The following is a 12,925-nucleotide window of genomic DNA, read 5'->3' as shown; positions in this document are numbered from 1 at the left end:
GCCGGCTTGCTACACGGTTTTAGTCTTGTGAGTTCTTTTAGTTTCGACGGGCGTCGCGATGGTTGGTTTCGCTCCAAGGACAAGAAGTAGCAGGTCCATTGAGCTTTTCGCCCCGTCTACATCGCCGCTTTCGATTGAGTTTGTAATGGCAATGCGGTGAGGCCATGTTTCGTCAAGAATAGAATGATTTTTATCTTGCGAAATAATCAACGACGTCAACGGAATCAGGCTGTTGAGGAACTGTGCCAGGGGTGCGTTGCGTGCCATGGCGGCCAGTTGCAGGTGGAATTCCCCGGACAACCGAATCGCCGGTCCACGCTGATCACGCTCGATGTAGTCGCGTTCCCGTGCGATCAGCTCACGCAACTGGCGGATTTGTACCGGGGTGGCTTGCGCACAAGCCAGTTGCACCACGGTGATTTCCGTCAGCCGCCGCGCTTCCAGGATTTCCCGGGTTTGCTGCGCATCCGGCGCAGCCACCTGGGCGCGCTGGTTGGGTCGCAGAATGATCACTTGCTGATGAGACAGCTTTGCCAATACGCGGCGAATCACGCTGCGGCTCACCCCGAAGATCTCGCCCAGGCCTTCTTCGGTAAAGCGGCTGGCCGGGGCGATACGCTGTTCCAGGATGGCATCGAACAGGCGCGGGTAGATGTCATCGACCGAAGGCTTTTTACCGGCGACCAGGCGCAGGGTCGGCAGGATCGGTTCGTAGTGCAAGGCGTGGGCGGTCATGGCCTGTCTCCAAAAAATCAGCTGCCCAGATGGTCGTCCGGGATGTTCAAGCGAATGCCCATGCGCAAGCCTTCCTGAAGGATGTGCCGACGCATCTCGGCGCTGGCCAGGGCGCTGTTCTTGTTGCGGATGGCGCGCACCACGGCTTCGTTTTCCTGCAGGCGTTCAGCCAGGTGTTCCGGCGAGTTGCGCAGCACCTGGGCGCTTTGCTTGAGGGCGTTGCTGGTCTGTTGCACCACGTTCTGGAAGATCGGGTTGGAGGTGAGGGCGAACAGTTCTTCGTGAAAGCCGATGTAGGCGTTCATCCCGGCTTCGGCGTCGCCGGCGTCGAGGGCTTCGCGCATGTCCATCAGGGTCAGGCGCAGTTGGCCGACTTCCTTGCTGCTGATGGACTGGGCCACCAGGCCGACGATGAAGGGTTCGAGGGTGTAGCGCAGTTGCAGGATGTCTTCCAGGCTGGCGTCGGCCACCGCATCGCTGGGTTGCGGCTCGCTGACGCTGGTTTCCAGTACCACCACGCCTTTACCGGGCATGGAACGCACCAGGCCGAGGGTTTCCAATACGATCACTGCTTCACGCAGGCTGGGGCGACTGATGCCCATCTGTTCGGCCAGTTCGCGTTGGCCGGGGAGCATTTCACCCCGGCGCCACTGGCCACGCGCCAAGGCGGCGCGCAGTTTTTCTACCACTGAATTGACGACGGTTGAGGTGCTGATCACGTCGTACGCTCCTTAAGAATGAATGAAGGGCCGGCCACCCGGCCCCGCAAAATCAGAACTCCTGATGCGCCGGCAACACCGGTTTCTTGGCCTGGAAGGCATACCCTTGCTGGCCGTCCAGCACCTTGTTGGCGCGCTGGAGGTCGATGTCTTTTTCCCAGCGGGCGATGGCCACAGTGGCGACGCAGTTGCCGATCAGGTTAGTCAATGCGCGACCGATGCCCATGAACCAATCCACCGCCAGCACCAGCACCAGGCCCACCACCGGGATCGCCGGAATCGCCGTGAGCGTCGCCGCCAGGATCACCAGCGCCGACCCGGGAATGCCGTGGGCGCCTTTGGAGGTGATCAGCGATACCAGCAGGATGGTCAGCAGGTCCGTCATCGACAGCGGCGTGCCGGTAGCATTGGCGATAAACACGATGGCCAGGGTCAGGTAGATGGAGAACCCATCGAGGTTGAACGAGTACCCCGTCGGAATCACCAGGCCCACGGTGGAGCTGCCAATGCCCAGATGTTCGAGTTTACGCATGATCTGTGGCAGCACGGCGTCGGAGGAGGCGGTGCCCATCACGATCAGCAGTTCTTCACGCAGGTACTTGAGCAGCGGCAACATGCGCAGGCCCGACAGGCGCATCACCAGGCCGAGGATCAGCCCGACGAAGGCAAAGCACGTCAGGTAAAACAATCCCACCAGGCTGCCCAGGTGTTGCAGGGAATCCAGGCCGTAGGTGCTGGTGGTAAAGGCAATCGCGCCGAACACACCGATGGGCGCGAGGCGCACGATCATGCCCATGATGCGGAAGATCACATGGCTCAGTTCGTTGATCAGCCGCGAGATACCCGAGGCGGCTTCGCCCACCAGGTTCAACGCGCTGCCGAACAGCACCGAGAACAGCAACACCTGCAACACGTTGTTGTCGGCAAAGGCGCCGATCACCGAGTTGGGGATCAGGTCCATCAGGAACTGGCTGGTGCCGCGGATGTGTTGGCCCTTGTCGGCCAGTTCATTGAGGCCGGCGGACGACAACTGCTCCAGGTGGATATTGGCGCCTTGGCCGATACCGGTGCTGAAGGCCATCACCAGGCCGATCACCAGGGCGACGGTGGTCAGGATTTCAAAGTAGATCACCGACTTGAGGCCGATGCGCCCGACTTTCTTCAGGTCGCCCGCGCCGGAAATGCCGCTGACCACCACGCAGAACACGATCAGGCCGATCAGCATCTTGATCAGCTTGATAAAGCCGTCACCCAGGGGTTTGAGTTGCGAGGAGAATTCGGGAAGGGCCATGCCGCAGATTATGCCGAGCATCAGGCCAATCACGACTTGCAGGAAAATCGAACGCGAGCACCATCTGAGCATGGGAGGGATCTCTATTCGGTGCCCTGGTGGTTCCAGGGCTTAATTGTTGTGGTCTTACCGGTAAGTCCAGTGCGCGGCCAGTCTACGCCCGGTATTTTTGAAATCACAAGCAATTATTTGGCGGTTGCCAGGTCCCGGTCTGACCAGTTGGTCGGTGAGGGCGATGCTTGAGCGGTTGGCGCCGTGGAAATTTTTTCGCTTATCATCCGCCGCTCGGCACATGAGGTGATGGATGGACACACCAGGACTGACCACTGACGAAACCGGGCAGACCCACTGCACCTGGCGCACGACTGCGCCGGAATACCCGCGTTACCACGACCAGGAGTGGGGCGTACCGGTGGCGGATGACGTCCAGCTGTACGAGAAAATCTGCCTGGAGGGGTTTCAGGCGGGCATGGCGTGGATCACCATCCTGCGCAAGCGAGAGCAGTTTCGCGTGGCGTTCGACGGGTTTGATTTCAGAAGGGTGGCGCATTACGGCGAGGCAGATATCGAGCGCTTGATGCAGGACCCGGGCATCGTGCGCAATCGGGCCAAGATCGTGTCCACCATCAACAACGCGCGCCGGGCCTGTGAGCTGGTGGATGAGACGGGTTCGCTGGCGCGCTGGCTGTGGACGTTTGAGCCCAGTGAAGACGAGCGCCCTGAGGTGGTGGACATGGCGTATTGGGCGGGCAACCCCACGTCACCGGCTTCGGTGCGCTTGTCCAAAGCCCTGAAGAAACGCGGTTGGACCTATGTGGGTCCAACCACGATGTATGCGTTGATGCAGGCGATGGGGATGGTCAATGATCATTTGGAAGGCTGTGCGTGCCGGCCACAGATCGAGGACCTGCGCCGGCGGTTCCAGCGACCTTAGTGCTTACTGCTTGAGGGGCGTCAGCACTTCAGCCTTGTCATCCAGCACCATCACCACCAGTAACTTGGCCGGTTTTGTCTGGCTGGCATTACTCGATTCAAAGTGCCGGGAACCGGCAGGTTCGTAGAACGATTCGCCGACCTGGTAGGTCTTGGCCTTTTCATCATTCACCCGCGACGTGATCGCGCCTTCCAGCACATAGGCCACGGCAGTACCGGTGTGGCTATGGGGAACAGTGGCCTGACCAGGGGCGTAGTCCACGGTGAGCATGATGGTTTTCTTGCCGGGGACATTGGTCAAGGCGTGTTCTTGCAAGACCTTGATCGACTCCTGGTTATAAACCGGTTCATGGGCAAAGGCGCTGAGCGAGGTGAGCATCAGGGCGGCGGCGAGCAGTCGTTTCATGGCGAAGTTTCCGAGTAGTTCGAGACCTCTTCACCCTACGCCGCAAGGCCTGGGTGACCAATGACCAATCCTGGCTAAGACCAGGAGACCAATGCTTCAGTGGTCGAAGTCCAGGCGACGGGCCAGGTGTTCACGGGTCAATTCGATAAAGCCTTGCAGGGCGGGTAATGCGAAGTGTGTGCTGAGCTGCTCGGCACAGGACCAGCGTCCCGTGACGGTCCACAGGTCGGGGTCTATCGGGTCGCGCTGCACCCCGTAATCCAGGCAGCCGGGGGCGGTGCGCACGGCGTCGGCTATCTGCTGCAGGCGCTCGCCGAGTTCCGCTGAGCGCCCGGCTGCCGCACGGACATGGACAGTGTTAAAGGCACAGGCTGGCATGGCGATAGTCTCCGAGGTCGGGTCAGTGCACAGGCTAGAGCCAGACTGAGCCAGGACCAATGACCAATCCGGCGGAAAATCCGCTAGCCAATCTGTTGGAGAATATCGCGCACCTTGTCCAGCGCCGGGTCGATGTCCAGGGTTTCGATGGCGCCAAAGCCGATGATCAAACCAGGGCGTACCGGCGCATCGTGGAAAAATACATCCAAGGGGTACAAACCCACTTCTACCCGGCGCGCCAGCTCCATCAGCAACGGGATGTTCACCGGTACTTTGCACAGCGCCGCCATGTGGAACCCGGCCACAGTAGGTACCGCTTCGAACCAGGGCGACAAGTCGCCCGCCAGACGTTGCAGGATGCGTTCACGGCGCCCGGCGTAGACCGTGTGGCAGCGACGGATATGCTTGAGCAAGTAGCCTTCACTGATGAACTTGGCCAAGGCCCATTGCGGCAGTGTGGAACTGTGCTGGTCGGTCAGTTGCTTGGCCTTGAGGACTGCGCCATAAATTGCGGGTGGCAGCACCGCGTAACCGAGGCGCAGCTCCGGCAGCAAGGTTTTCGAGAACGTGCCGACGTAGGTCACCACACCACGCGTGTCCATGCTTTGCAGGGAGTCGGTGGGCCTGCCTTCGTAGCGGAATTCGCTGTCGTAATCGTCCTCGATAATGATCGCGCCCAGCTCGAACGCCCGCGCCAGCAAGGCTTCACGGCGCGGCAGGCTCATCGGCATGCCGAGGGGGAATTGGTGCGAGGGCGTCACGTAGATCAGGCGTGTGCCGTCGGGAATCCGCTCGACCTGAATACCCTGTTCATCCACCGGCACACTGGCGACGCTGGCGCCCATCGCCATGAACATCTGGCGCGCGGGGCTGTAGCCGGGGTCTTCCATGGCGACAATGCTGCCGGGTTCCAGCACGACACGGGCGATCAGGTCCAACGCCTGTTGCGCGCCGTTGGTGACCACTATGTCGCTGTCACGGCAGTTGACCCCGCGTGAGAACGCGATATGCCCGGCGATGGCACTGCGCAGTGCGGGCAAGCCTTCGGGTTGGCTGTAGAAGCCGCTGTTCTGGGCGATGCGCCGCAGGGCGTCCTGGGTGCAGCGCCGCCATTCATCCTGGGGGAACTGGTTGCGGCTGGTGGCGCCGCCGATAAATTCATAGCGCAGCGTGCTGTCGCGAGTGGGATGGCGCATGGGCGAGGGCAGTGATTGCCACTTCGCCAGGTTGGCGGCGCACGCCAGGTCGGTGGCGGTTTGCAGGCGTTCGGTCTGTGGTGCACGGGCGTTGACGAAGGTGCCGCGGCCGGTCTTGCCGATCAGCAATCCCTCGTAGGTCAGGGTGGCGTAGGTATCCGACACCGTTTTGCGCGACACGCCCAATTGCTCGGCGAGCAAGCGGCTGGGCGGCAGCTGCGCGCCGGCCGCCAGGCGCCCGGAGCCAATGGCTTCACGCAACTGTTGGTACAACTGTTCGGCCAGATCCTTGCGGCCATTGATCACAACGTGCAGTTCCATGTCTTATTCCGGGCATTTACTTTGCGCCAAGCGTACGCGCGTGCGCGGCAGGCGCAAAATGGTCTCTGCAGAAACCGGCCGATTGGCTATAGGGCTTATGCCCTGTGGGTTCTAGGCTGGACAGTCATTGCACCTACCGCCAGAGAGCCGCCCCCATGGAACCCCGCCTGGATTACTACACCGCCTCGCCGCAGGCGCTCAAAGGCATGCTGATGCTGGAGGCGACGACCTTCGGCTTGTCCATCGAAAAGCCTTTGCTGGAACTGATCAAGATCCGTGTCTCGCAGCTCAACCACTGTGGTTTCTGTACGGACATGCACTCGATGGCGGCACTTCAGCGCGGCGAGACCGAGCGACGTTTGTTCGCGTTATGCGTCTGGCGCGATTCGCCGTTCTTCACGGCGCGGGAAAAGGCCGCGTTGGCCTGGAGCGAATCGGTCGCGACACTGCCGACCTCGACGGTATCGGATGAACTGTTCGCCGCCGTGCGGCTGGAGTTCAGCGAGCAGGAACTGGTGGACCTGACCATGGCGGTGTCCAGCATCAGTGGCTGGAACCGCCTGGCGGTGAGTTTTCGACAGCAGCCGCCGAATGCCTCACCTCTGTAGGAGCGAGCTTGCTCGCGAGGGTCGTCAACGATAACGCGGGCTGTCTGGAGGCTCGCGGTGGCGTGACTTTCTTCGCGAGCAAGCTCGCTCCTACAGGGTGGGGTGTCGTTTGTGAGATCAGGACAGGAAACCACCGTCCACGTTCAGCGACACACCGGTGGTGTAGCTGGATGCGTCGCTGGCCAGGAACAGCACCGCGCCGGCCATCTCGCTCGGGTCGGCTACGCGCTTGAGCGGGATCTGCGCCAGGGCCATTTTCAGGATCGCGTCGTTCTTCACCAGCGCCGAGGCGAACTTGGTGTCGGTCAGGCCCGGCAGCAGGGCGTTGCAGCGAATGCCGAAGGCTGCGCATTCCTTGGCGAACACCTTGGTCATGTTGATCACGGCGGCCTTGGTCACCGAGTAGATGCCCTGGAATACACCGGGGGAGATCCCGTTGATCGACGCGACGTTGATGATGCTGCCGCCGCCGTTGTCGCGCATCAGCTTGCCGGCTTCCACGGACATGAAGAAGTAGCCACGGATGTTCACGTCAACGGTCTTCTGGAACGCACCGAGGTCGGTGTCCAGCACGTTGCAGAACTGTGGGTTGGTCGCGGCGTTGTTGACCAGGATATCCAGGCGCCCGAACTGTTCGCGGATACCGGCGAACACTTGGGTGATCTGTTCCATTTCACCGATATGGCAGGCCACGGCCGTGGCTTTGCCGCCATCGGCGATGATCGCGTCGGCCACGTGCTGGCAGCCTTCCAGCTTGCGGCTGGACACGATCACGTGGGCGCCTTGCTGGGCCAGCAGCTTGGCGATGGCCTCGCCGATGCCACGGCTGGCGCCGGAAACGAATGCGATCTTGCCATCGAGGTCGAACAGGTGGGTCTTGGACATAGCGGTTCCTTAAAGGGACGATTTGCTGATGACGTTCAGGCTCATCTGCTCCAGCAGCTTGTTCATGTGAATGAACTGCGCAAAGCGTTTGTCCTGGGTCTGGCCATGGAAGAAGCGGTAGTAGATCTGCTGCACGATGCCGGCCAGGCGGAACAGGCCGTAGGTGTAGTAGAAGTCGAAGTTGTCAATCTGGAGACCTGCGCGTTCGGCGTAGTAGTCGACGAATTCACGGCGGGTGAGCATGCCCGGCGCGTTGCTCGGCTGGCGGCGCATCAGTTGCACCGGCGCCGGGTCGGCCGCTTCGATCCAGTAGGCGAGGGTGTTGCCCAGGTCCATCAACGGGTCGCCGAGGGTGGTCAGCTCCCAATCGAGCACGCCGATGATCTGCATCGGGTTGTGCGGGTCGAGGATCACGTTATCGAAGCGGTAGTCGTTGTGCACGATGCTTGACGTCGGGTGGTCGGCCGGCATTTTGTCGTTGAGCCAGGCGCGGACTGCTTCCCAGCGCGGCGCGTCGGGGGTCAGGGCTTTTTCGTAGCGATCGCTCCAGCCACGGATCTGGCGCTCTACATAGCCTTCCGGCTTGCCCAGGTCGGCCAGGCCGCAGGCGCTGTAGTCCACCTGGTGCAGTTCGACGAACTTGTCGATAAAGCTTTTGCACAGCGCTTCGGTCTTGGCGGCGTCCAGGCCCAGTTCAGGCGGCAGGTCGGAGCGCAGGATGATGCCGTTGACGCGCTCCATCACATAGAACTCGGCGCCGATCACCGATTCGTCCGTGCAATGCACGTAGGCCTTGGGACAATAGGGGAAGCCGTCTTTGAGTTGGTTGAGAATGCGGTACTCGCGGCCCATGTCGTGGGCGGACTTGGCCTTATGGCCAAAGGGCGGGCGGCGCAGCACGAATTCCTGGCCAGGGTATTCCAGCAGGTAGGTCAGGTTGGACGCGCCACCGGGAAACTGGCTGATGGTGGGTGTGCCGCTCAGGCCCGGGATATGGGCCTTGAGGTAGGGATCGATCAGGCTGGCATCAAGTTCTTCGCCTGGGCGAATCTGGGTCGATTGGTCGTTCAGCGCCATGCTTATCCCTTCTGCTTATTCTAAAGGCCTTGGACTATTTCCTAATCTAATGCGCACAACCGCCCAGCGACAAGGTCGGGGCGGCTTAATAGGTTAGCGTGTTGGATGATGATCAGCGTGCCTGATCGGTCATTTAGTGGGCGGGGGCAGGGCGACCGGCGTGAGGACCGGGCGACCGGCGAAGTATTCCACCAGGTTGTCGGCCACGCGCTGCACGGTGTCATGGGCGGCTTCGGGCGACAGGCCGGCCACATGGGAGGTGAGCACGGTGTTGCTGAGCTTCTTGAGGGCGTCGGGCACTTGGGGCTCGTCGTCGAATACATCCAATGCGGCGCCACCGATGCGGCGTTGCTCCAGGGCCGCGACCAGGTCGGCGGTGACCACCACGCTGCCACGGCCAATATTGACCAGGTAGCCATTCGGGCCCAAGGCATCCAGGGCGTGGCGATCGATCAAGTGGCGGGTGCTGGCGCCGCCGGGTGTAGCGAGGATCAGGAAGTCCGAAGTGCGCGCCAGTTCCACCGCAGTGGCACAGTAGGTGTAATCCACGTCATCGCGCGGCTGGCGGTTGTGGTAACTCACCTCCATGCCGAAGCCCAGGGCTGCACGCTTGGCGATTTCCAGGCCAACAGCACCCAGGCCGAGGATGCCCAGTTGCTTGCCGCCCAGTGATGGGCGCATCACTTTCGGCCATTCGCTGCGGCGTACGGCGGCGTCGGTCTGCGGGATGCCGCGCACCAGCGAGAGCAGCAACGCCATGGCGTGATCGGCCACCGATGGCGCGTTCACCCCGGCGCCATTGGTCACGACGATCCCGCGATTGCTGGCGGCTTGCAGGTCTACGTGCTCGTAGCCGGCACCGATCACACAGATGATTTCCAGCAGGGGCAGGGCGGCGATTTCCTCGGCGTACAAGCCCAGCGGGCCGCGGGTCAGCACGGCCTTGATCTGGCTGCCATGGGCCTTGATGGCTTCGGCGCGTTCGGCGGGTGTCGGCGCCAGGATCACATGAAAATCATTGCCCTCGATGATGGGCAGGTATTCGTTGATGGTTTCAACCAGGACCAAAACAGTAGCGGTCATCGGAAGGCTCTTCCTGAAGGGTTTGAGGGGAGGAGTATGCCGTATTTGTGCGATCAGAAGCGGACGTCGGCCGCGCATGTACGCTTCACAAACGCACCGGCAAGGGTCGCATTGTGATGCTCGATAATCGCCTCGGCCTTGAGTGCCGGTGTGTCCATGCAGGTATGGCCGTCTTCCGGTAGCACCACGGCAAACCCCAATTCCACGGCTACGCGGCAAGTGGTGTCGATGCAGAACTGGGTTTTCATACCGGCGATCACCAGGTCTTTGACCTGCGCTGCTCTTAGTTGCTGTTCCAGATTTGTGCCTAGGAAGCAGCTGGGGCGGGTCTTGTTGAACAGGTGATCGCGAGATTCGTCTACCTCCAGCCCATGCCACAACTGCCAGAGCGGGCTCCCTGCTTCAATCGGTGAGCCTGCCGGCCCGGTGTGGCGGGCGACGAAGATCGGGGCGTCAGCATGGCGTGCACGCTGAATCAGCAGGTTGATAGTGGCGAGCACGCGTTCGCGCTCGAAGGGCTTTTCCGGGCCATCGTATAAGCCGGTTTGCATGTCGATGATCAGCAGGGCGTCAGCCATGGTGTTGCTCCTTGTGGTTGCCGAACGGGCGGAGCAATAAAAAGGCCCCGTCCATTGCTGGCGGGGCCTTGGGTTGAATCTGTGAAGTGTCTAGCTCAAGCACTCACAGCCACCGCGCGACCCGCCGGAAGCGGTCGTGGTGGTGGTGCGGGTGAGGCAGCGCTGGAAAATGTTCATGGCCCGATCATGCTGGGACGGAGGAAGGGCTGTCAACGGCCAGTAGGGAATTTCGTGCAGCAGCCAGGAATTCATCCGACAGGTCATTGCCACGTGTTGCACGCGCCAGGGTCACTGCGCCGATCATCATCGCGTAGTTGGCCAGCATTGCCTGGCGATCTCCCTCCTGTAGCTGCGCAAAGACCTCCAGGGACTTCTCGACGCCCTCAATAAACGTGTGCTGCAAAGCAGTGTCGGCGGGCTCATGGCACATGTCCGGGGCGAAGGCCGACACAGGGCAGCCATCGCCAGGGTTGTCGCGATGGGTGGCAGTCAGATAAGGCCCCATCACGGCCTCGCGGGCAGCCTGCTGATCTTCACTGCGATCGATTTTTGCCTGCCAGCCCAGGTTCGCCTGCTCGAACGCCTGCTGGCAGGCTTCGGTAGCCAGGGCTTCCTTGGAGGCGAAGTGGCCGTAGAAGCCGCCGTGGGTCAGGCCGGCGGCGGCCATGACGTCCGACAGACTAATACCGTGCAAACCGCGTTCGCGAAACAGATGCGTGGCAGCCTCGACGATGATTTCGCGATTGAGTTCGGCTTGTTTGCGGGAAACGCGCGGCATGGCAGGGCTCTCTGGATAAACGGCGGATGCTGGATGAAAACTACAGGATCACGTGCGATTCTAAAATAGATTTGTGTGGGAATGTATATTCCGCATTCAGCCGCACGCCCCGAATACCGCCGTATACAGGTGCCCCTGCGGGCCTGCACCGCACCACCGTTCCTCAGCTAAGTCTTTGCTTATTCACAAGAATCCCGGACAATCCGGCCCCTTCTATGGTCGGGGCGCTGCCTGTCAGGTTTTTCTGACTCGTCCCGGCCGTGTAAATGCGGAGATCCGACCGGATGAATGATCAGGCCAATAGCGTCGACGAACGCTATGCAACGACACCTGCAACCCTCACAAGCTGGAGCCGCCAGGACACCACCTGGATGCTTGGCCTGTTCGGCACCGCCATTGGCGCCGGTACGCTGTTCTTGCCGATCAACGCGGGCCTGGGCGGCTTCTGGCCACTGGTGATCCTCGCGCTGCTGGCGTTCCCGATGACCTTCTTCGCCCACCGTGGCCTGACCCGTTTCGTGCTGTCCGGCCGTGAAGGCTCCGACATCACCGATGTGGTTGAAGAGCACTTCGGCATCAAGGCCGGCGCGCTGATCACCTTGCTGTACTTCTTCGCAATCTTTCCGATCCTGCTGATCTACAGCGTGGCGTTGACCAACACGGTCGGCAGCTTCATGGAGCATCAACTGCACATCATGCCGCCACCACGGGCGCTCCTGTCGTTTGTGTTGATCCTCGGTCTGCTGGCCGTGGTGCGTTGCGGTGAGCAGGTGATCGTCAAGGCCATGAGCTTGATGGTGTACCCGTTTATCGTCGCGTTGCTGTTCTTGGCGGTGTACCTGATCCCGCACTGGAATGGCGGCATCCTCAGCACCGCCAGCCAGGTCCCGGCGCCGTCCGCGCTGCTCAATACCTTGTGGCTGGCGATCCCGGTGATGGTGTTTTCGTTTAACCATTCGCCGATCATCTCGGCCTTTGCGGTGGACCAGAAGCGCCAGTACGGCGTCCACGCGGATGAGCGCAGCTCGCAGATCCTGTCGCGCGCGCATCTGCTGATGGTGGTGATGGTGCTGTTCTTCGTGTTTAGTTGCGTGCTGACCCTGTCGCCGGCGCAGCTCGCCGAGGCGAAGGCACAGAATTTGTCGATCCTGTCGTACCTGGCAAACCACTTCAATAATCCGACCATCGAGTTTGCGGCACCGTTGATCGCGTTTGTGGCGATTGCCAAGTCGTTCCTGGGGCATTACATCGGTGCGAGTGAAGGCCTCAAGGGGTTGGTGCTGAAGACTGGTCGTCGTCCTGAGGCCAAGCGTCTGGACCGGATGACGGCGGCGTTCATGTTGGTGGTGTGCTGGATCGTTGCGACGTTGAACCCAAGCATTCTCAGGATGATTGAGGCGCTGGGGGGGCCGATCATTGCTTCGATCCTGTTTCTGATGCCGATGTATGCCATTCGCAAGGTGCCGGCTATGGCCAAGTACCGTGGGCAGGCGTCCAATGTGTTTGTCACGGCGGTGGGGTTGGTGGCGATTACTGCGGTGGTTTATTCGTTTTTTGCTTGAGGCTGTGTGGGTGGGGCTGCGATAGCGGTCGTTCGGTGTGCATATCCGTTATTTAGGTAACGGCTGCCTATGGTTCCGCTCTTACAGCGGTTCACTTTTGGAAGAGCGCCAAAAGTAACCAAAAACGCTTCGCCCCAACACTCGGCACCTCGCCTAGGCTCGGTGTGCCCTCACTCCGGCTTGAATCCGTGGGCCGCCGCGATGGGCCATCCTTGGCCCAGCGCGGCTAACCCGGCGTCCTGCCGGGTTACCCACGGATTCAAGCCTGCGTTCGGCCAGCGTGTTTAACGGGGCGCCTAAGATCAAAATCAAGAGCGACTCGCTTCGCATCGTAGATACGCGGTCCCGTGTAGGAGCCGGCTTGCCGGCGAAAAA

Annotated in this window: 14 protein-coding genes; 3 read left to right on the top strand and 11 right to left on the bottom strand. The window is 61.1% G+C overall.

Annotation, left to right across the window (positions count from 1 at the left end):
- Positions 1-9: 9 nt before the first annotated feature.
- From CI807_RS23910 to CI807_RS23900, 3 genes are read right to left on the bottom strand one after another with little or no spacing between them, the layout of a single operon-like run.
- Positions 10-735 (bottom strand): GntR family transcriptional regulator, encoded by a 726-nt coding sequence (locus CI807_RS23910; protein ID WP_256578609.1) that lies wholly within the window; start codon positions 733-735, stop codon positions 10-12.
- Positions 736-752: 17 nt separating this feature from the next.
- On the bottom strand, positions 753-1,454 hold the full coding sequence (locus CI807_RS23905) for a FadR/GntR family transcriptional regulator (RefSeq protein ID WP_095016497.1): 702 nt from the start codon (positions 1,452-1,454) through the stop codon (positions 753-755).
- Between the two features lie 52 nt (positions 1,455-1,506).
- Positions 1,507-2,832 (bottom strand): C4-dicarboxylate transporter DctA, encoded by a 1,326-nt coding sequence (locus CI807_RS23900; RefSeq protein ID WP_177409643.1) that lies wholly within the window; start codon positions 2,830-2,832, stop codon positions 1,507-1,509.
- Positions 2,833-3,049: 217 nt separating this feature from the next.
- Here CI807_RS23900 and CI807_RS23895 point away from each other — a divergent pair, with 217 nt between their 5' ends.
- Positions 3,050-3,679: a DNA-3-methyladenine glycosylase I gene (locus CI807_RS23895; protein ID WP_095016495.1), complete on the top strand. Its 630-nt coding sequence runs from the start codon at positions 3,050-3,052 to the stop codon at positions 3,677-3,679.
- A 3-nt stretch (positions 3,680-3,682) separates the two neighbouring features.
- Here the strand turns inward: CI807_RS23895 and CI807_RS23890 are convergent, their stop codons facing one another.
- The 3 genes from CI807_RS23890 to CI807_RS23880 all read right to left on the bottom strand — a co-directional run bounded on the left by CI807_RS23890 (position 3,683) and on the right by CI807_RS23880 (position 5,979).
- Entirely contained in the window at positions 3,683-4,084 is a 402-nt protein-coding gene (locus tag CI807_RS23890; RefSeq protein ID WP_095016494.1) for a cupin domain-containing protein, read from the bottom strand.
- A gap of 96 nt (positions 4,085-4,180) precedes the next feature.
- On the bottom strand, positions 4,181-4,462 hold the full coding sequence (locus CI807_RS23885; protein WP_095016493.1) for a putative quinol monooxygenase: 282 nt from the start codon (positions 4,460-4,462) through the stop codon (positions 4,181-4,183).
- Positions 4,463-4,545: 83 nt separating this feature from the next.
- A complete protein-coding gene (locus CI807_RS23880; RefSeq protein WP_016980160.1) occupies positions 4,546-5,979 on the bottom strand; it encodes a PLP-dependent aminotransferase family protein in 1,434 nt (477 codons plus the stop codon).
- A gap of 155 nt (positions 5,980-6,134) precedes the next feature.
- Here CI807_RS23880 and CI807_RS23875 point away from each other — a divergent pair, with 155 nt between their 5' ends.
- The gene (locus CI807_RS23875) at positions 6,135-6,587 is read left to right on the top strand and encodes a carboxymuconolactone decarboxylase family protein (RefSeq protein WP_016980159.1); all 453 of its coding nucleotides are present in this window, start codon (positions 6,135-6,137) and stop codon (positions 6,585-6,587) included.
- Positions 6,588-6,704: 117 nt separating this feature from the next.
- On the opposite strand, the gene CI807_RS23870 is transcribed toward CI807_RS23875, so the two are convergent.
- The 5 genes from CI807_RS23870 to CI807_RS23850 all read right to left on the bottom strand — a co-directional run bounded on the left by CI807_RS23870 (position 6,705) and on the right by CI807_RS23850 (position 10,988).
- Entirely contained in the window at positions 6,705-7,472 is a 768-nt protein-coding gene (locus CI807_RS23870; RefSeq protein ID WP_016980158.1) for an SDR family oxidoreductase, read from the bottom strand.
- A gap of 9 nt (positions 7,473-7,481) precedes the next feature.
- Positions 7,482-8,549, bottom strand: a complete 1,068-nt coding sequence (locus CI807_RS23865; protein WP_016980157.1) for a phosphotransferase family protein — start codon at positions 8,547-8,549, stop codon at positions 7,482-7,484.
- Between the two features lie 129 nt (positions 8,550-8,678).
- Positions 8,679-9,632, bottom strand: coding sequence for a 2-hydroxyacid dehydrogenase (locus CI807_RS23860; protein WP_016980156.1), 954 nt, complete (start codon positions 9,630-9,632; stop codon positions 8,679-8,681).
- Between the two features lie 53 nt (positions 9,633-9,685).
- The gene (locus tag CI807_RS23855; RefSeq protein WP_095016492.1) at positions 9,686-10,210 is read right to left on the bottom strand and encodes a cysteine hydrolase family protein; all 525 of its coding nucleotides are present in this window, start codon (positions 10,208-10,210) and stop codon (positions 9,686-9,688) included.
- 184 nt (positions 10,211-10,394) lie between these two features.
- A complete protein-coding gene (locus CI807_RS23850; RefSeq protein ID WP_095016491.1) occupies positions 10,395-10,988 on the bottom strand; it encodes a TetR/AcrR family transcriptional regulator in 594 nt (197 codons plus the stop codon).
- A 284-nt stretch (positions 10,989-11,272) separates the two neighbouring features.
- Here CI807_RS23850 and CI807_RS23845 point away from each other — a divergent pair, with 284 nt between their 5' ends.
- A complete protein-coding gene (locus tag CI807_RS23845) occupies positions 11,273-12,550 on the top strand; it encodes a serine/threonine transporter (protein ID WP_095016490.1) in 1,278 nt (425 codons plus the stop codon).
- Positions 12,551-12,925 lie beyond the last annotated feature (375 nt).

Source organism: Pseudomonas sp. NS1(2017) (genome assembly GCF_002269425.1).
Taxonomy (GTDB): domain Bacteria; phylum Pseudomonadota; class Gammaproteobacteria; order Pseudomonadales; family Pseudomonadaceae; genus Aquipseudomonas; species Aquipseudomonas reactans.
The sequence above is the reverse complement of the archived record's forward strand: the minus strand, read 5'-3'. Positions and strand labels throughout refer to the sequence as shown.

Coding starts and splice junctions, on each gene's coding strand:
- CI807_RS23910 (WP_256578609.1), bottom strand. CDS start 735: ATGACCGCCCACGCCTTGCACTACGAACCGATCCTGCCGACCCTGCGC.
- CI807_RS23895 (WP_095016495.1), top strand. CDS start 3,050: ATGGACACACCAGGACTGACCACTGACGAAACCGGGCAGACCCACTGC.
- CI807_RS23890 (WP_095016494.1), bottom strand. CDS start 4,084: ATGAAACGACTGCTCGCCGCCGCCCTGATGCTCACCTCGCTCAGCGCC.
- CI807_RS23885 (WP_095016493.1), bottom strand. CDS start 4,462: ATGCCAGCCTGTGCCTTTAACACTGTCCATGTCCGTGCGGCAGCCGGG.
- CI807_RS23880 (WP_016980160.1), bottom strand. CDS start 5,979: ATGGAACTGCACGTTGTGATCAATGGCCGCAAGGATCTGGCCGAACAG.
- CI807_RS23875 (WP_016980159.1), top strand. CDS start 6,135: ATGGAACCCCGCCTGGATTACTACACCGCCTCGCCGCAGGCGCTCAAA.
- CI807_RS23870 (WP_016980158.1), bottom strand. CDS start 7,472: ATGTCCAAGACCCACCTGTTCGACCTCGATGGCAAGATCGCATTCGTT.
- CI807_RS23865 (WP_016980157.1), bottom strand. CDS start 8,549: ATGGCGCTGAACGACCAATCGACCCAGATTCGCCCAGGCGAAGAACTT.
- CI807_RS23860 (WP_016980156.1), bottom strand. CDS start 9,632: ATGACCGCTACTGTTTTGGTCCTGGTTGAAACCATCAACGAATACCTG.
- CI807_RS23855 (WP_095016492.1), bottom strand. CDS start 10,210: ATGGCTGACGCCCTGCTGATCATCGACATGCAAACCGGCTTATACGAT.
- CI807_RS23850 (WP_095016491.1), bottom strand. CDS start 10,988: ATGCCGCGCGTTTCCCGCAAACAAGCCGAACTCAATCGCGAAATCATC.
- CI807_RS23845 (WP_095016490.1), top strand. CDS start 11,273: ATGAATGATCAGGCCAATAGCGTCGACGAACGCTATGCAACGACACCT.